This is a genomic window from Paenibacillus sp. FJAT-26967, from assembly GCF_001541095.1.
Lineage (GTDB): Bacteria > Bacillota > Bacilli > Paenibacillales > NBRC-103111 > Paenibacillus_F.
Genome location: NZ_LMXH01000001.1, coordinates 1104409 through 1121694, shown reverse-complemented (window position 1 = coordinate 1121694; position 17286 = coordinate 1104409). Strand labels below are relative to the sequence as shown.

Here is a 17286-nt window from a genome sequence, read left to right as displayed (position 1 = left end):
ATTCAAAAAAACCGGGACGCAACCCAATCATGCGCATCCCGGTTTTTTGGGGTCCGCCGGCCTGTCACCGATCCCCTGGCCGCTAGCTGCGGCCGCGGTCTTTTTTATCCACATAAACAAAACCCCGGTGATCCACGGAACAGAAAAATACATCTTTAAAATCCTGAATCCCTTTCTTGCCGATTTCATTCTTCAGCCAGAAACGGGTCTGCCCGATTTTCTGCAAGTTATCGTCTTGTACTTTCCCATCCATGATTAAAGCCACGGGCAGACCGGCATACCGGATCGTTCCTTGCTCCGGACAAGGCTCTGCGGCGCTTCTGCTGGGGTGGTTTTTCTCCACGACACTAAGTTTGCCCGACGCTTCCAGAATCGCAAACTCAACGTCCGCTACGTTCATCACTTTATGCTGGCGCAGCTGCATCATCAAATCGTCCAGATTGTAGCGCTGCCGCCGCATCTCTTCCCTATCCAGCTTACCGTGCTCAATAAGGACACTGGGCCTGCCTTCGAATAACGTGCGGAAACGCTGACTTTTTAACGTCACAAAAGCCATAAACAATTGAATCATCACTAGCGTAACCATCGGCAGAATACCGTTAGCCATCGGCATGTTCGCATCCTCAAGCACAAAAACGGCGATTTCGGCAATCATGATGGAGATTACGAGGTCAAACACGGACAGTTTCCCGATCTCCCGCTTCCCCATAATCCGAAGCATAAGAAACACCACAAAATAGATCAGAATGGTGCGAACAAAGATGATCAGCAATTCCATGACAGCCTCCTGGACATCTTTTCTCGGAGTTTACCTGGTATTCTGACCGCCGCCCTCTTCGTTCATGCAAGACAGATGCCACTCAATTGTTCCCAAACCAGAATCCGACTAAATATAGGGAGGAAAGGGTGAGGGAAAAGAAGCTGAAGGGGATGCCTATGCGCAAATACTCCCGGAATGTAATGCCTCCGGGGCGGCCTAACGAACTGCCGAACGCCAGCAGACTGGACAGGGAACTTATGCAGGTAGCATTAGCACCCAGATGGGTTCCGGCCAGCAGGACGTACCATAAGCGGTCCGCATGAGCCGCTCCCCCGGCTTGTAAAACACTTATCATTTCTCCTACAACAGGGATGGATAAAGCTGTAAGGGCCAAGCTGTCCGACAGAGAAGAGCCTATTGCCGTCATCCAGAGTACCGACAGCGCCAGCCACTGTTCATCCCCTGGCATAGCTTTCATGATCCAGCCTGCGGCACCGCTGATCACGCCGGTCTGGATAAGCCCTCCCGTTATAATGAACCACCCGGCGGTAGAGACCCATAAGGAAACGTTAAGATCCCCGAAACTTTTCTGCCAGGCCCATCGTTTTATTACTAGCAGAAGCAAAACTAGCGCTCCTGCGGCAGCTATGTGGGCAAGCCGGATCCCTATTGCATGGGAAATGAAAAAACCGCCGGCCATGATAACAAACACGACAGCAGCGGGCTGCATCGCTTTGAGTTTTGCGCTTCCAGTCAAGACTGGCGGCGAAGAAACCGGCTCCCGGATAATCGGGCACGCCGCCTGCAGCGTGCGGGCGTATACGGCCCAGACCATCAGGTAGGCAAGCACCAGCAGAATCAGAGTGAGCGGACCCAGGACTAGCCAGGAGCTTGCAAAGCTGAGTTCTCCGGCCGTCCCAATCAGTCTGCCCGGCATCGTGCCGATGACGGACAAGCTCCCGCCGAGGTTACAAGCAAGCATCATACCGGCCGTATACGGCGCCGAGGGGATTCCCCATGACTTGGCGAAAGCCAGCGTCAGAGGCAGAAGAGCCGCCATCGCCGCTGCGGCATCGAGTAAAGAAGCCCCCAGGGCAGAGAGCAGCATGATGACAGCCAGCATACGGGACGGATGACCACCGGTCAGACGATCGAAACGCACCGCTGCCAGTTGGAGCAATCCCGCCCTATCGAGCAGGTAGGCTGCAGCAGCCACGCCAAGAGCAAGATAGAGCGCCTCCCACGGGATATAATTCCGGATAGCGGATACCGGAGTGACGATGCCGCTTAGTAAGAGGAGGAGAGCACCGGCTGCCGGAAACAGGCTGCGGTATTTTACGCGCTGGATCATGCCGATTAGAACAGCGGCAAAGACAGCTAACGCCGTAACGGCCTGCCAGACAGGAGCTTGAACGGCTTCATGCATATAGGCAAAGCCCCCTTTCCTGCGCGTTTCGCACGAGCGGAATCTGTACTATTCTTATGAACATGCCCATAGAATAATGTTAGCGAAATGTTCTTAAGAATATGGAAGGATGTGCATGAATCCGATGAATAAGGTTAACCAAGTCCGCTTGTCTTCGCCGTTCTTGACCGGGCTGCTCCATTCTTTGGGTGCTCTTGTAATCGGGACTCTTCTGACCTCGTTTATTTTGTGGTCAAGCTCTGCGCAGGAGTCATCTTTATCCACACTTGCATATATTACGCATGGGCTGTCAATTTTTATCGGAGGATGGGTATCCGGCAAACGTGCCGGCCGTAAAGGCTGGTACTTCGGGGGGATGCTGGGACTGATATACTCTGTCAGCGTATGGGTTACAGGGTTTCTTGCTTTCGATACGCCCTTTCAACCGGGCACCCTACTGTTAGTGGGTTTAGCATTCGCCGCAGGAGCGCTTGGAGGCATCATTGGCGTTAATTCCAGTAGCAAATGATGGGTCCCGCAAAACATACACCATCCTCCCCTAACTATGCTATAATAGCTTAGTTCATCTTCATACCTTTTCCATCTTTAGGGGGAAACTTCAATGTATCCGTTACAATCCATGACCCATGCAACCGTGTATATTGTTATTTCCATCTACTTTCTCCTTCTCGTGACACTTCGGACGAATCCGTTCAACGCAGCAGGAGCATTTGTACAGGAAATTTTCACTAGACGGAAATACCTGCTGCATTTCGTAGCGGTCATGGCCATTCTGTTTTTTAACAAAATCGAACTATGGGTCGAAAGCCATATGAAATATACCGCCGATTTTACGCCAAAGGTATATGCGCTTGAAGGGAATTTCGTCGCTGCCTTTCAACAGTTTTTCCAGAGTGATATCTTGACGATGATAACCAGTATGTTCTATGTGGTGATCTTCCCATGTTTAATGATTGCTTCGATCCTGATCTATACGTATCAGAAAAAACACCGGTTGTTTTACGCACTGTGCTACACCGTTATGATCAACTACATCGTTGCAATTCCGTTCTACTTGTTCTTCCCGGTTCTCGAAGTCTGGGCGTTTCATCCCAAAGTCGATCTGCTCATTACACAAGCTTTTCCGGCTTTCGAATCCGAATATAGACCCCTGTCGGGTCTGGATAACTGCTTCCCGAGTCTTCATACTTCCATATCCGTGTCTATGGCGATTCTCGCCGCACATTCGGGCAACCGTTTCTGGAAATGGTTCTCGATTCTGTCCTGCTCGATCATCATCTTTGCCATCTTCTATCTGGGCATCCACTGGGTGACGGACATGATCGGCGGAGTGATTCTGGGAACATTCGCAGCTCGTGTCGGAATCCGGATCAGCGAAGAAAGAACCGTACTAGGCGGGCTTCTCGTACAGCCACGCAGATTAAAGCAGCAAAAAGTAGGCGAGTAGCTCCACAGACCTGATGGTACCGCATGAACTTGCGGGCAGCCGTCAGGTCTTTGTGTATATGCCGCCAATGGCAGCAATGGCAGTAATGACCTGGGCTTCCTCCAAGCTTTACTAGAAAGTAGGAATGCACAAAAAAAGCGAGCTCCAATCCCCTTAAAGGACACTGGAACTCGCTTAACTTGCAAGAGGATCATGTACGGATCCTTATTTCTCTTCAACTGTGCTGGTGCTTACAACGGAGTTAACCGCGGAACGGTCAAACGTCATTTTAGTCGCATCATTGACGCGAAGCACAACCACATCGTCTGTAATTTCAACGATTGTACCGTGCAAGCCGCCGATCGTTACGATTTTGTCGTTCTTCTTCAGGTTGCCCAGCATCATATTGCGGGTCTTGGTACGCTTCTGCTGTGGACGGATCAGCAGGAAGTAAAGTACGAGAAACATCAGAATCAGCGGTAAGTACGTCATCAAGCCCGCTAACGACCCACCTGGTGCTGCAGCGATTTCAAACATATTCATGTCCTCCTTAGGTTAAAATCCTTTGTCGTTGTCGTGAAGACCATACTTTGTAAAAAACTCGTCACGAAAATCGCCTAAACGGTCTTCGCTAATAGCTTGTCTGACACCCCTCATCAGTTCAAGCAGGAAATGCAAGTTGTGGTACGTCGTGAGCCGGATTCCAAAGGTCTCATCCGCTTTGATCAAGTGGCGGATGTAGGCGCGGCTGTAGTTCGTGCACGTGTAGCAGCTGCACTCCGGATCCAGCGGGCCGAGGTCATCCGCGTGCTTCGCATTCCGGATGATCAGACGTCCTTGGCTGGTCATGACCGTACCGTTGCGGGCAATCCGTGTAGGCAGGACGCAATCGAACATATCCACGCCTCGAATAGCGCCTTCGATCAGCGCATCCGGGGAACCGACTCCCATCAGGTACCGCGGTTTGCCGGTCGGCAGCAGCGGCGTCGTACATTCCAGCATCTCGTACATGAGATGCTTAGGCTCGCCTACGCTTAATCCCCCAATAGCATACCCCGGGAAATCCATGGAAGTCAACTGCTCCGCGCTCTGCTTGCGCAAATCCGCGTACATGCCTCCCTGGACGATGGCGAACAGTCCTTGGTCCTGTGGGCGGGCATGGCTTTGCAGGCAGCGCTCCGCCCAGCGTGTCGTCCGTTCCAGCGAGTCCTTCACGTATTCATACGTGGCCGGATAAGGCGGGCATTCATCGAATGCCATCATAATATCGGAGCCCAGCGCATTCTGGATTTCCATTGCCTTCTCCGGCGAAATGAACAGCTTGTCCCCGTTGAGGTGGGAACGGAACTGAACGCCTTCTTCTGTAATCTTACGCATGTTGCTCAAGCTAAATACCTGGAAGCCTCCGCTGTCCGTTAAAATCGGACGATCCCAGTTCATGAACTTGTGGAGCCCCCCGGCTTTTTTGACCAGCTCATGGCCGGGTCTTAAGAACAGGTGGTACGTATTGCTCAGAATAATATGAGCATCCATCGCCTTCAGTTCTTCCGGGCTCATGGTCTTGACCGTGGCCTGGGTCCCTACCGGCATAAAAGCCGGAGTCTCGATCGTGCCGTGCGGGGTGTGTACACGTCCAAGACGCGCGCCCGTCTGCTTGCAGGTCTTAATATGTTCGTACGTAACTGCAGCCATAGTTGCCTTCCCTTCTCTAGTAAATAAACATTGCATCGCCGAAGCTGAAGAAGCGGTACTTCTCTTCAACGGCTTCACGATAGGCATTCAATACATTGTCACGTCCAGCCATTGCGCTGATCAGCATAAGCAGTGTGGACTTGGGCAGATGAAAATTCGTCAGCATGGCATCCACCAGCTGAAGCTCAACGCCCGGGTAGATAAAGATACTTGTCCATCCGCTGCTTGGCAGGATGTGCGGCTTGCCAGCGGCGCCGGCTGCCTCGGCAGCGGTATCCCCGCTGTCTTCCACGGTAGCCTGCGATTGACGGGCTGCCGTTTCGAGCGTCCGCGTCGACGTGGTCCCCACCGCTACTATACGTCCTCCGGCAGCCGTGGTTTCATTAATGAGATCAGCGGTCTCCTGCGGCAGCTCGTAATACTCCGCGTGCATCTCATGCTCCTCGATCTTCTCCGCGGAAACCGGGCGGAATGTACCGAGTCCCACGTGCAGAGTCACGAAAGCAAGGCGAACGCCTTTATTTTTAAGTTTATCCAAAAAAGACTCCGTAAAATGAAGCCCCGCCGTCGGAGCCGCAGCCGAACCCGCATGACGGGCATAGACCGTCTGGTAACGCTCCCTCTCAGGAAGCTGCTCCTTGATGTACGGAGGCAGCGGCATTTCTCCCAGCTGATCCAGAACCTCATTGAAGATTCCTTCGTAACGGAAACGAACCGTTCTCGCTCCCATCTCGCCTTCGGCTTCGACAACTGCCGTCAGCGGGGCCTGGCTCCGGATTGCAGCTGAATCTTGACCCTCAGCCGCCGCAAGCGCGGCGGCATCAACGCCGAACAGCAGCTCCGTTCCTTTGCGGATCCGCTTGCCGGGCCGCGCCAGGGCCTCCCAGCGGTCATCGCCCAGCTGCTTGAGCAGCAGCAGCTCGACTTTGGCACCGGTGTCCGCTTTTACGCCAAAAAGCCGGGCTGGAATTACCCGTGTGTCATTCATCACGAGCAAGTCCCCGGCTTGTAGATAATCGGCCAAATCTTCAAAAGTATGATGACCGACAGCGCCTGACTTCTTGTCAAGCGTCATCAGTCTGGATTGCGTCCGCTGCACAAGCGGAGTCTGTGCAATTAATTCTTCAGGCAGATGGTAATCAAATGCTTGTACGTCCATGTATGTCTCTCATTCCTTAGTGGTCCAAACTCCGCTATAGTAAGTTTGTAGAATTTCGGTGTAGGTCTTGCCTTGGTCCGCCAAGCCTCTTGCCCCCCATTGGGACATTCCGAGACCATGCCCGTTCCCCGTCCCGCGGATGATATAGCGGGTATCCGAAGTAACGCTGCGCACCTGATTGTCCGCACCCATCACGAACAACTCAGTGCCGGCCTTCTCGGGCTTAGTTTGTCCGGCAGCTAACACCTGAACAGAACCGGAACCGGCCGTCAGACTTTGGGTCGCCCCGTCCGCACCTTCTATAGTATACCTTCCCGATTCTTCAATTTCAAACAGCGTGCTGGGCAGACCGCCTAGAACATTTCTTAAATCGTTCGGATATTTCACCTTCACCACAGCGCCGTTCGCTTTGAGTTCAATCGCACGGCCCGAAGGCCCGCGTTTACTGACTTCAAGTGAACGGAGCGGTCCGTCCAGTTTCACGCCTGCACTCGCCAGAAACTTCTCTAATTCTGTACGGTCATACATCCGGAACCATGAATACGAATTGGATTCCGTTACTTTCTCAAGCAGGGTAACGCGTTCTTTATCTTTTAGCTGGGCAAAAGAAGGGCTGCTCGCATTGTCCGTGCTCGGAAGCGGGCGTACATTGACTCCGGCTTGCGTGGAAGCGGCGATTTCAAGACCCGCTTCGTTCTTCTGGCCGGTCTTCTTCAGATAGACCCCGCTTACATAGCCTGTTGTGCCGCTTCCCAGCGAGATGCGGTACCAGTCGGCTTTACCTGCGGCTGCACCCGTGTCAGGACTATCCACACTTTTGAGATAAGGAACGGCGTTCCCCCATATTTCGGTCGCATCTGCCGTTTTACCGCCTGAATTGGAAGAGTAGAGCGGCTCTGAAATCAATCCTTTATCATTGACGAGAACCTCACCCTGCGTTGCATCGACAGCCTGCTGCACAATTTTCACTTCGCGCTGCATACCTCTATAAGACTGGTCCGTTGTAGAATCGCTGAGATGTGCGATTCCGTATTTCATCCCCTGTTTAATCGCATAAGTGCGTGCGGCGACCGCTTGTGCCTTCAAGGCCTCCAGCGGGAAGTTGCCGTCCATTTCGGAACTGACAACGGAATACAAATACTGTTCAAAAGGCAATTCGTTGATGAGGGCAAATTTCCCGTTGTAACGGCTCACCTCCATGCTGCCGCGATACACACGGTCCGAACGTTCCTTCACGCCGATCGAAGATCCTCTGCTCTCGATCCACGTCTTCTGAGCTCCCGCTCCCGCCGCATAGTGCGGGATGGCCGTCTGATTCAGCGACACATCCGAGCGCTGAATCAGGTAAGGCTGCGCCGGATCTACAGGCACAAGCGATGCTCCCGGCAGCTTGGCCTTAACTGCCGCCAGGGCCGCTTCGTCCGCTTCCGCGCCAACCCACACATGGTAAGCGGCTTGAGCGCCGACTCCCTGCGTAAGGACAACATCGGCATCAACGCCGGATTGTCCCAGCTGAGCCGCCTGCTTGGCTGCCTCCGCCTGAGAGGCAAATGTTCCAGCCGACCAGTGAAGCGGTCCGCTCAGAACAGCTTCGGCAGAGCCCGTCAGCTTAACTGCCTTATTCAGGGCTGCTGCAGCCGTTTCCTTGGCTGCGTAGCTGCCGTAATAAACGGAATATGCCGCGGCTGCGCCTTTCGTCCGGCTGATAATATAGGCCCGGTCCGAAGGAGAGCTCTGCAGCTTGTCATAAGCTGCTTTGGCTTCTTTGTATTGGGTGGTTTCCAGCACACGCACGCCGTAACCGTCCAGTGATACACGCAACTGCGGGCTACCTTCTACCGCCCAGTTCGTAACGGCAGCCGGCGTGCGTACGCCCAGATTGAAGCCTTCCTCCGATACAAGAGTAACCGCCTGTTCAGGAGAGCGGTAAGTCCCGTGTTCCATAAATAATCCGACGCGAATCTTATCGAGCTTGGGTACTGCTGCTTGAAGCGGAAGCGTAGACGCCCCCATCATTCCGGCTGCAAGCGCCAGCGTCAGCACAAAAGCCGTAACCAGTTTCCAGTTCAATCTTCTGTTCTTCATCCGGTGCAAACATTCCTTTCTGCTTAAGGGTCTGGTAAATGAAGCCAGTCGCCAACTCTAGTATTCTATCAACTATTAGACGCAGCTTTCAATGATAAGTTGTGTGAAAGGCAGTATTCGGCCCCGACAACAATCCTTCTTTATATATCGGCAGCGAAGCCTGGCGCGTCAATAGGCCTTTGGTAACGAAAAAAAGCCAGCCGTTAAATCCGGCTGACTTTACTTGGATAACTTACTAGATTTCCAGTCTTCAGGCTGAAAATAGATTCAGCACTGCCCGGTCTAACGATCGCGGTCACGATCACCTTCCGTTTTCCGCGATTTGAGTAAACTGGCGGGCAAGTTCCTTCAACTCAGTATACTTGTTCTCGGCGAGCAGCTTTTTATCAAGCAGACTGCCGCCCAGTCCGATCCCGGTTACGCCGGCATCCAGGAAACTGCGGGCATTAGTTAAATGAATGCCCCCTGTGGCGATAATCGGAACGTCCGCAAGCGGTCCTTTCACATCTTTGATGTAGGACGCTCCCAGAGCCCCTGCCGGGAAAAGCTTGACTGCCTTCGCCCCCGCTTTAAGAGCACGGACCATCTCACTCGGTGTAAAAACACCCGGCCATACTTCCAGCCCGTTCTTCACGCCATATTCTACAATTTCTTCATCGAAATGAGGGGAAATCAGAAATTGGGCGCCAGCCTCAACGGCCTTCTGCGCGGTAGCGATATCGAGAATAGTGCCGGCTCCAATGTAAGCGTCCTGGCCGTAGCGTTCTCTCCAGCGGCTGATACTTGCTGCCGCGCCTGCGCTGTCCATAGTCACCTCCAGCAGAGGAATTCCGCCTTCGATCAGAGCCTCAGCCGCCTGATCTGCTTTGTCTTCCGGAATTTGACGAAGAATAGCGATCAATTTGTGCTTCCGTACAACCTCGAGCATTTCCATGTTATTTTCTCTCCTTTAGTTATTAAATTTCTACGATCCTCTCGAATTACCCGTTTGTTGAACAGGGACTATTGCAGGGTAAGAGCTATGCGAGGGGAAGGACTTTCTTCAAATTAAACTTACGTCAAGATCCCTGAACGGTCCGCTTCATTAATAGATCAGATAGAGGGATCAGAAAAAATAATTTGTTCGCATATACGAACTACGTTCATAATATGTTTTTAAAAAAGGCGGCTTCTAACCCTTAGGGAAAAAGCCGATTGTGACGATAACCTAATCTTCTGGATACATCCAGCGCCGCTTCCGTTAAATAATTGGCGCACATTTCTATTCTCGAATCCGTCATCCGCCGCAGCAGACCCGCTACACTCATCGCAGCTACCGGCCGGTCAGACGCATCGAAAACAGGGACAGCCAGACAAAAAATATCAAACTCGTTCTCCTCGTCATCAATAGAGTACCCCCGTTTCCGGGTAGCTTCGAGTTCGGCCAGCAGATCCTCCATATTCGCGATACTTTTGGGGGTACGCTGCACAAACTCTTTGCCGCCGATCAGCTCTCTGACTTTGGCATCCGGATAAGCAGCCAGCATCGCTTTGCCAAGGCCCGTCGTATGCATAGGACTTCGCGTGCCGAGTGTTGCAGTTGTCCGGACGGAAGAAGGTGCTTCCGTCTTATCCAGATAAACAATCTCACCGCTGGACTCGATCGCCAGAAAAGCGGTTTCACCTGTCCGCGCCATCAAAGACTCCAAATAAGGCCGTGCTTCTTTGTGCAAATCCGTATTAAATAGATAAGCAGCGCCGACTTCAAAAAGTCTAAGTCCCAGCTTATAGGTCTTGAGCTGCGGGTTGGTTTCAAGAAATCCCCGTTCCACCATCGTGTTAAGCAGCTCGAACGTGCTGCTCTTGGGCATCTCCAATTCCCGGCCGATCTGGGAAATCGTCAGCGGCTCATCCTTCTCGGACAACAGCACTAAGATATCCATCACTCGTGCGGCAGACTTATTAATCTTTGTGTTTTCCATAGGGACCCCCGCATCGTTCGTATATGCGAACATCGTTCGCAAATAACATACTATAATCATATCGTTCGGTTATTTGCTTGTCAAATCGTATTCACCTGTAAAAAAACGTACAGACCTGCACCCGTTGGCGCCTGATCTGTACGTCTTTAAGTACGTTAAGTTCTATTCTATCCCTGCTCCGGAATCGGAAGTCCCAAGTGAGTGTACGCTTGATTCGTGACCATCCGTCCCCGGGGCGTACGCTGAAGGAAGCCGATCTGGAGCAAATAAGGCTCGTAGACATCCTCAATCGTCTGGCTCTCTTCCCCGATCGTGGCCGCGATCGTATCCAGACCGACCGGCCCTCCGCGGAACGAAGTAATGATTGCGCGGAGCATTTTATGATCGACCTCATCGAGTCCGAGGTCATCCACTTGTATATGCTTAAGCGCTGCACGCGCAAGTTCTACCGTGATGATCCCGTCACCCTTCACCTGCGCAAAATCCCTTACCCGCTTCAGCAGCCGGTTGGCGATCCTCGGCGTCCCTCTGGATCGCATCCCGATCTCGCGGGAAGCATCGCCGATGATCTGTACCTGCAGAATATCGCAGGTACGGCTGACGATGTAAGACAGCTCATCGACGGTGTAGAATTCAAGCCGCGAGATTACCCCGAAGCGGTCCCGAAGCGGCGCGGACAGCAGCCCGGCACGGGTTGTCGCGCCGATCAGCGTGAAAGGCGGCAGATCCAATCGTACCGAACGCGCGCTTGGCCCCTTGCCGATAATAATATCGAGCGCAAAATCCTCCATCGCCGGATACAGCACTTCCTCCACAGTCCGGTGGAGGCGGTGAATCTCGTCGATGAAGAGCACGTCCCCCTGCTGCAGATTCGTCAGAATCGCAGCAAGATCACCCGGCCGCTCGATGGCCGGGCCGCTTGTCGTGCGGATATTAACGCCAAGCTCATTGGCGATAATGTTCGAGAGCGTTGTTTTGCCGAGGCCCGGAGGCCCGTAAAGCAGTACATGATCCAGCGCTTCGTTGCGCATCTTAGCCGCTTCGATATATATCTTGAGATTCTCCTTCGCCTGCGTCTGTCCGATGTACTCGGCCAGATAACGGGGGCGCAGGCTGAATTCGACGACTTCGTCTTCCATCATTAAGTTCGCGGAAATAATCCGGTCTTCCATGGCAACCTCCCTCAGAGCCTACAGTTGAAACAGCGCCTGCAGAGCTTGTTTCATAATCACATCGGCAGGATCCGAATCTTTGATTTTGGGCTGAATCCGGGCCCATGCACGATCTGCTTCCGCATCCGTATAGCCGAGCGCGAGCAGACCTTGTTTGACTTCGCCCCATACGCCCTGCGCACCAGCCTCATCCTGAGGATCGATCAACCCGAAGGAAACCGCCAGATCATGGTCGGTGACCGTCAGCTTGCCGAGCTTTTCTTTGAGATCAAAAATAAGGCGCTGGGCCGTCTTCTTGCCAATGCCGGGAAGCTTCGTCAGGAAAGCAATATTCTCCTGCTGGATAGCCGCGACGACCGTTTCGGGTTTGCCGCCGGCTAAGATGCCGAGCGCTACTTTGGGGCCGATTCCGCTCACGTCGATCAACTGCCGGAACAATACCTGTTCTTCCCGGGTGGGGAAACCGAACAGCAAATGAGCGTCTTCACGCACATGATAGTGCGTATACAGCGTTACGTCTATATCTTCTTTTGTTCCAAAGACATAAGGATTCGAGCAGAATACCCGGTACCCTACGCCATGAACGTCTACAACCACATATTCCGGCTCGCGTGCCGCTATCTTGCCTCTTAGGAAATCTATCATCGTTTTGTAACCTCTTTTATTTTATCTTGGAGGGTAGAAGAATGTGCGTGACAAATCGCAACTGCGAGCGCATCCGCCACGTCATCCGGTTTGGGGATAGCCGATAATTTGAGAAACATCCGCACCATCTCCTGCACCTGGATTTTCTCCGCCTTCCCATAGCCTACCACAGCCTGTTTAACCTGAAGAGGCGTATATTCGCCTACAGGAATCCCCCGCTGTACAGCCGCAAGTATGACAACTCCCCTTGCTTGACCGACCGTAAAAGCCGTCGTGACATTGCGGTTAAAAAACAGCTTCTCTATCCCCATAGCATCGGGCTTGTATTTGTCTAAAAGCTGGCATGTCGCATCATAAACCTGCTTAAGACGCAGCCCCGGATCTGTATGGGCTTCCGTCTGGATGCAGCCGTATTGAACAGGGGTCAGTTTGCTGCCGATTTTATCAATGAAGCCAAAACCGACAATAGCAATCCCCGGATCGATCCCAAGTATGCGCAAAACGTAATCTCTCCCATCGCATGCCCGTTTTAAAAAGCGAACATATGTATCAATTTTTATTATAGCAAATTCAGAGGCAAAGGGATATCGGCAATTTTTTGAGGGATTGAATGAAGCCCGCTGGAGCCTGGTACATATGCGTGCCATGCGCTTACTGCCAAATAAAACACTTAGTGCGCCTGTTCCAATATACATATTTTACCTTTTATGTTATATTCAAAAGAAATGAGATGCTCAATTTTCTTTGGTTTTGATAGCATCCATGTCGCTCCCGCTCCGTTGTTTATAAATATCGAATAGGGGTTGAGAAGCAGGTGAACAGAAAAAGAATACGGGTACTCTCACTTACACTTGTCCTTGCAGCTTGTGCAGCAGCGGGCTCCATAGCCTATGGCGGTGTAAAACCTGATCCGGTCTTAAGCGGATTAAAAACACAGCTTGCTCATAATAAAAAAGAAACTTCCGGACCTCTCGTGCAAGTTGGAGATTATACGATTTCAAAACTAGATTTAGAGAATTATAAAGCCATAAAAAAATCAGCAGCTTCAATGTCGGGGCAGCAACTAACAGATGGCATAGATGAAAATCTTTTGCTTAAAGAAATAATAATAGAGAAGATTATCTTAGTAGAAGCAAAGAAACAGCAAATAACGGTAAGTTTAGAAGAAGGGAAACAAGAGGCAGAAAGACTCAAACAACTCCTCTCGCAGCAGCCGGCCGATGTTCAAGCCTTGCAGAAACAATTTATCGACACTTATGGTGTATCGGAAGAAAAATATTGGAACGAAATAGCTCCTAAACAGTACCAGGAACTTCTCATTAACCAAAAGCTCATCAAAAAGTGGATAGATAATAAAACACTGCCCCAAATTACCGATGCTAATCAGCAGGAAACGTTCTCTCAAGCCTTGGAAACTCACAAAGAGAAATTGTATCAAGAAGCCTTAACAGATTATGTGACAGTCAAGGATGACCGGTATTCCCTGAAATGACAAACAAGCTGACCATTCCTCACGGAGTTTGCCAGCTTGCTTTGTTTTGTGGATTTTATACGAATTAATGTGTTCCGGCTTCCCGGGTTAATATTTAGGCGATATGACTTTCTCGCTCTCTTGAATGGCATAATCACTGAAAGTGGATAGAACGCTGTTAAATTCAGCAACGTCCGATACCCGGATTCCTTCGTGAAGTTGTTTGACTGTTTCCTGCGGCAGACTGCTTTCCAGGTATTCGATATTCAGCTGGAAGAACGTCCGAATGACTTTATCGTCGGCCGGAAGGCCGTCGAACAGGGACAGATTCCCGCTTTCATCCAATCCAAAGTACGCATTTTGCTTACATTTAGGAGAGAGATCGTCAATATGCTGCGTAAAAAATACGGTGCCGCTGGAGTCCAGATTCACAGCCCAGCCCGGATGCGCCCGGTGAATGTCTGCGATTTCTTGAGCCGTCTTCAACCCCAGCTCCTCCTGCTCCTCCCCGCATACATAAGTCCGCTGAATAAAGGCGGGACGTTTTCCCCCCTCCGTTTCGATCAGCTGGAGCACATGCTCCTGCTCTTCTTTTAAAGCATTGTCTATTTCAGGCGTGAATACAGACCGCACCGGTACGCTTGCTTCTCTATAAGTCGTTAGGGGGGAATCGTAAAGAACCAGATAACATGCAGTTCCAGCCAGCAATAAAAAGGCGCTAAAAATCAGCCGTTTACGCTTAAGACGGAGTTTTTTCTTCAGCTGCTTGAGCAGGTTGTAAACCATTACGGCATCCCCTTCTATCCTCGGTTTTCCTTATTGTTTCCCGGGAAAAATAGGCTTATACATGTATTGCCATCTGCATTCGCTGCAGCCCGTTGTATAAACGGAATCCGGCAGGAAAAAGAGGGAAATGCCACAAAAAAAGTCCCCGCTCGCTTCCGTTGACGGATAGCGTGCAGGGAATTCAAACAGCTCGCGGGATCTTCCGATCCCATCAAGATCTGACACACGAAGCCATCGTGGTATCAACGTGAATTACACGTTCATCCAGGGCAAGTTAATGCCGGTTTCGGCTTTATCCGCTTTTTTTACGGATTTGCGGACAACCGCACGCATAGTCGTTCTCGCAGGCTTCGCTTTTTTCGAACCTTTAATTTTCGCATTTTTCCCGGCTGATCCCGAAGCCTCCGCCTCTACACCTTCTCCTTCATTCTCGATCAAGTGAAGACGGGCTTCCGCATTCTCTGCACCCTCGCCTGCTTCGGCAAGCGAATTCAGCCTCTCGGCTGCTTCCTCACCTTCACGATCCATCATGACAGGATATGCCGGCTGCGGGTATGGCGCATATGGATGTACAGCCTCGTGCGGCTGCATCATGCCATAAGGCCCCGGTGCCGCTGGCGGGCATATAGACTGCCAATCCGGCTGGCCGTAAGTAGTGAAGGGCGTCAGCTGTTGGGTTGAGACCTGCTGAAAGCCAGGGCCCGGCTGTTGGACCGGAAAGGGCGCGTTCCCCTGCCATGCTTGTGCTTTCTTGGCCCCGCCGCAACCGCAGCCGCAGTCCTTCTTCCCCGCCGTATGAGGGAAGGGCGGCTGGGCGTGCGGTGTCTGAATGAAAGGCTGCTGCAGGCTGGGCGGCTGCTCTGCATGCGCTTGACCGTACGGTGTCGGTGCATATGACTGTGGCGCGCTATACGACTGCTCTGCGTGCACTTGGCCGTATGGCGCTTGGGCGAATGGCTGCGGCGCGCCATACGACTGCTCTGCGTGCATTTGCCCGTACGGCGCTTGCGCGAATGACTGCGGCGCGCTATACGCCTGCTCTACCGGCCCTTGCCCGTACGGCGCTTGCGCGAATGGCTGTGGCGCGCCATACGCCTGCTCTGCGTGCACTTGCCCGTACGGCGCTTGCGCGAATGGCTGCGGCGCGCCATAAGCCTGCTCTACCGGCCCTTGCCCGTACGGCGCTTGCGCGAATGACTGCGGCGCGCTATACGCCTGCTCTACCGGCCCTTGCCCGTACGGCGCTTGCGCGAATGACTGCGGCGCGCCATACGACTGCTCTACCGCCCCTTGCCCGTACGGCGCTTGCACGAATAACTGCGGCGCGCTATACGCCTGCTCTGCATGCTGCGGCACAGCGCATGGCTGCTGCGGCACGTTGAAGGATTCTCCGGTCGTATAAGGAGTGCTGAGATTCACTTCTGGCGCACCTGTACCTATCCCATGCAGACCCTGCTGGGAACCGTACCACGGCTGTGAAGGCTGACCGCCCGACGGATGTTGTTCCAGATTCCCGCCTTCTTGGAACTGGTAAGACACTGCTTCCGGAATCTCCACTTCCGGATATGGAGGCATGGGTCCCTCTCCCCAGCTGCCATGCGCAGCAAATGCCCCATAAGGTACAGCGGTTTCCTGGCAGCAAGGATCGTGTTCGTGTTTCCCGAAGTGGCCTCCGGACGAAGGCTCATGCCCCTGCCACGGGTGCATAACATGATGTTGTCCGTGTCCATATGCATGGGCTCCTCCAACAAATGCGGGTGACGGGAATGGCGCATACGGAGGGCAAGGCTCGATCATAGGCAGAGATTCTTCACAGCCTTCCGAGACTTGCTGAATCTGAACATTCTGCTCGTAATGCGAATAAGTGACATATGGAGGAGGACAAGGCTCCTCCTTCTCTACCGGCACATAAATCTGCTGCTGAGGGGCCGCAGGAATTTGAGGGAGCTGCATAGGAGGCAGCTCAATCTGAGGCAGCTGATACTGAGGCACCTCAGGCTGAACGGGCGGAAGCGGCTGCACCGGAGGCTGAGGTGCCGGTGCAGGCTCCAACTCCATTTGCACCTCAAGCTTTACTTCCGGAAGCGGAATGACCAATTCCGCTTCTTCTTTCTCAGGCTGCGGAGGTGTCTCGACTTGCTCGGGTTCCGGAGCAGGCGCCGGAGCGGCCGGAGTTAGCGGAGCGGTGTTTTTCTTGCCTGGAATATTACCGCCGCCTCCCGTGCCTGTATGACTCCCTTCCGAGCTGCCTATGCTGCCTGTTCCGCCTGTTTGACCTGGATGCCCCGTGTTTTGTCCCTTTTTGGGGATATACACAATTTCTCCCGTCATCAGCACACTCGGATTCTTCAACTGGGCATTCGCCTCGATGATTTCCTTGAGCGGTATGCCCCATGCCTTGGACAGCTTCCAAAGTGTATCGCCTTGCTGGACAATGTGCTTGACCGCATGCTCCGGTACGGGATGCTGCGGTTTCGTCGGTACACTCGGAATTTTCACCTTGTCACCGACCTGGATAACTTCAGGATTGGCAATTTGGGGATTCGCTTCGATCAGTTTCTGCAGATCAACTTTGTATTTTTCGGCGATTTTATACAGGGAATCCCCCTTCTTGACCATATGGATTTTCAACGGGTGTTACCTCCTTCTTCTAAGTACGTTTCGGTCTTCCCCAATCCGAATGAACATTACATCTTATGCGCG

At 52.5% G+C, this 17286-nt stretch carries 16 protein-coding genes; 3 read left to right on the top strand and 13 right to left on the bottom strand.

What is annotated here, in order from left to right:
* Window positions 1-82: 82 nt before the first annotated feature.
* Both AR333_RS04920 and AR333_RS04915 read right to left on the bottom strand, forming a co-directional pair.
* On the bottom strand, window positions 83-778 hold the full coding sequence (locus AR333_RS04920; protein WP_068774180.1) for a DUF421 domain-containing protein: 696 nt from the start codon (window positions 776-778) through the stop codon (window positions 83-85).
* An 82-nt stretch (window positions 779-860) separates the two neighbouring features.
* On the bottom strand, window positions 861-2186 hold the full coding sequence (locus AR333_RS04915; RefSeq protein ID WP_068774179.1) for an SLC13 family permease: 1326 nt from the start codon (window positions 2184-2186) through the stop codon (window positions 861-863).
* 124 nt (window positions 2187-2310) lie between these two features.
* Between AR333_RS04915 and AR333_RS04910 the strand changes: the two genes are divergently transcribed.
* Window positions 2311-2694: a TIGR04086 family membrane protein gene (locus tag AR333_RS04910; protein ID WP_253735722.1), complete on the top strand. Its 384-nt coding sequence runs from the start codon at window positions 2311-2313 to the stop codon at window positions 2692-2694.
* 93 nt (window positions 2695-2787) lie between these two features.
* Window positions 2788-3633: a phosphatase PAP2 family protein gene (locus AR333_RS04905; protein ID WP_068774177.1), complete on the top strand. Its 846-nt coding sequence runs from the start codon at window positions 2788-2790 to the stop codon at window positions 3631-3633.
* Between the two features lie 204 nt (window positions 3634-3837).
* Here the strand turns inward: AR333_RS04905 and yajC are convergent, their stop codons facing one another.
* From yajC to ruvC, 9 genes are all read right to left on the bottom strand, one after another.
* Window positions 3838-4149, bottom strand: coding sequence for a preprotein translocase subunit YajC (gene yajC / locus AR333_RS04900; RefSeq protein ID WP_068774176.1), 312 nt, complete (start codon window positions 4147-4149; stop codon window positions 3838-3840).
* A gap of 18 nt (window positions 4150-4167) precedes the next feature.
* Window positions 4168-5304: a tRNA guanosine(34) transglycosylase Tgt gene (gene tgt, locus AR333_RS04895; RefSeq protein WP_068774175.1), complete on the bottom strand. Its 1137-nt coding sequence runs from the start codon at window positions 5302-5304 to the stop codon at window positions 4168-4170.
* A 16-nt stretch (window positions 5305-5320) separates the two neighbouring features.
* Complete coding sequence (gene queA, locus AR333_RS04890) at window positions 5321-6463, bottom strand: tRNA preQ1(34) S-adenosylmethionine ribosyltransferase-isomerase QueA (RefSeq protein ID WP_068774174.1); 1143 nt, start codon at window positions 6461-6463, stop codon at window positions 5321-5323.
* Window positions 6464-6472: 9 nt separating this feature from the next.
* Complete coding sequence (locus AR333_RS04885; RefSeq protein ID WP_068774173.1) at window positions 6473-8548, bottom strand: SpoIID/LytB domain-containing protein; 2076 nt, start codon at window positions 8546-8548, stop codon at window positions 6473-6475.
* A gap of 301 nt (window positions 8549-8849) precedes the next feature.
* The gene (locus tag AR333_RS04880) at window positions 8850-9482 is read right to left on the bottom strand and encodes a bifunctional 4-hydroxy-2-oxoglutarate aldolase/2-dehydro-3-deoxy-phosphogluconate aldolase (protein WP_068774172.1); all 633 of its coding nucleotides are present in this window, start codon (window positions 9480-9482) and stop codon (window positions 8850-8852) included.
* Window positions 9483-9726: 244 nt separating this feature from the next.
* The gene (locus tag AR333_RS04875; protein WP_068774171.1) at window positions 9727-10509 is read right to left on the bottom strand and encodes an IclR family transcriptional regulator; all 783 of its coding nucleotides are present in this window, start codon (window positions 10507-10509) and stop codon (window positions 9727-9729) included.
* 167 nt (window positions 10510-10676) lie between these two features.
* Window positions 10677-11681, bottom strand: a complete 1005-nt coding sequence (gene ruvB, locus AR333_RS04870) for a Holliday junction branch migration DNA helicase RuvB (protein ID WP_068774170.1) — start codon at window positions 11679-11681, stop codon at window positions 10677-10679.
* Between the two features lie 18 nt (window positions 11682-11699).
* Complete coding sequence (gene ruvA / locus AR333_RS04865; RefSeq protein ID WP_068774169.1) at window positions 11700-12326, bottom strand: Holliday junction branch migration protein RuvA; 627 nt, start codon at window positions 12324-12326, stop codon at window positions 11700-11702.
* Window positions 12323-12826, bottom strand: coding sequence for a crossover junction endodeoxyribonuclease RuvC (ruvC, locus tag AR333_RS04860; protein ID WP_068774168.1), 504 nt, complete (start codon window positions 12824-12826; stop codon window positions 12323-12325). Before ruvC ends, ruvA begins: the two co-directional genes overlap by 4 nt.
* A 314-nt stretch (window positions 12827-13140) precedes the next feature.
* On the opposite strand from ruvC, the gene AR333_RS04855 reads away from it, so the two are divergent.
* Window positions 13141-13818, top strand: a complete 678-nt coding sequence (locus AR333_RS04855; RefSeq protein ID WP_068774167.1) for a hypothetical protein — start codon at window positions 13141-13143, stop codon at window positions 13816-13818.
* 87 nt (window positions 13819-13905) lie between these two features.
* Here the strand turns inward: AR333_RS04855 and AR333_RS04850 are convergent, their stop codons facing one another.
* Window positions 13906-14583, bottom strand: coding sequence for a BofC C-terminal domain-containing protein (locus AR333_RS04850; protein WP_068774166.1), 678 nt, complete (start codon window positions 14581-14583; stop codon window positions 13906-13908).
* Window positions 14584-14835: 252 nt separating this feature from the next.
* The gene (locus tag AR333_RS04845; RefSeq protein ID WP_068774165.1) at window positions 14836-17214 is read right to left on the bottom strand and encodes a LysM peptidoglycan-binding domain-containing protein; all 2379 of its coding nucleotides are present in this window, start codon (window positions 17212-17214) and stop codon (window positions 14836-14838) included.
* Window positions 17215-17286: the final 72 nt, after the last annotated feature.

Bases quoted from the DNA above. Each gene is read 5' to 3' on its own strand.
- AR333_RS04920 (WP_068774180.1), bottom strand. From the start codon at position 778: ATGGAATTGCTGATCATCTTTGTTCGCACCATTCTGATCTATTTTGTG.
- AR333_RS04915 (WP_068774179.1), bottom strand. From the start codon at position 2,186: ATGCATGAAGCCGTTCAAGCTCCTGTCTGGCAGGCCGTTACGGCGTTA.
- AR333_RS04910 (WP_253735722.1), top strand. From the start codon at position 2,311: ATGAATAAGGTTAACCAAGTCCGCTTGTCTTCGCCGTTCTTGACCGGG.
- AR333_RS04905 (WP_068774177.1), top strand. From the start codon at position 2,788: ATGTATCCGTTACAATCCATGACCCATGCAACCGTGTATATTGTTATT.
- yajC (WP_068774176.1), bottom strand. From the start codon at position 4,149: ATGTTTGAAATCGCTGCAGCACCAGGTGGGTCGTTAGCGGGCTTGATG.
- tgt (WP_068774175.1), bottom strand. From the start codon at position 5,304: ATGGCTGCAGTTACGTACGAACATATTAAGACCTGCAAGCAGACGGGC.
- queA (WP_068774174.1), bottom strand. From the start codon at position 6,463: ATGGACGTACAAGCATTTGATTACCATCTGCCTGAAGAATTAATTGCA.
- AR333_RS04885 (WP_068774173.1), bottom strand. From the start codon at position 8,548: ATGAAGAACAGAAGATTGAACTGGAAACTGGTTACGGCTTTTGTGCTG.
- AR333_RS04880 (WP_068774172.1), bottom strand. From the start codon at position 9,482: ATGGAAATGCTCGAGGTTGTACGGAAGCACAAATTGATCGCTATTCTT.
- AR333_RS04875 (WP_068774171.1), bottom strand. From the start codon at position 10,509: ATGGAAAACACAAAGATTAATAAGTCTGCCGCACGAGTGATGGATATC.
- ruvB (WP_068774170.1), bottom strand. From the start codon at position 11,681: ATGGAAGACCGGATTATTTCCGCGAACTTAATGATGGAAGACGAAGTC.
- ruvA (WP_068774169.1), bottom strand. From the start codon at position 12,326: ATGATAGATTTCCTAAGAGGCAAGATAGCGGCACGCGAGCCGGAATAT.
- AR333_RS04850 (WP_068774166.1), bottom strand. From the start codon at position 14,583: ATGGTTTACAACCTGCTCAAGCAGCTGAAGAAAAAACTCCGTCTTAAG.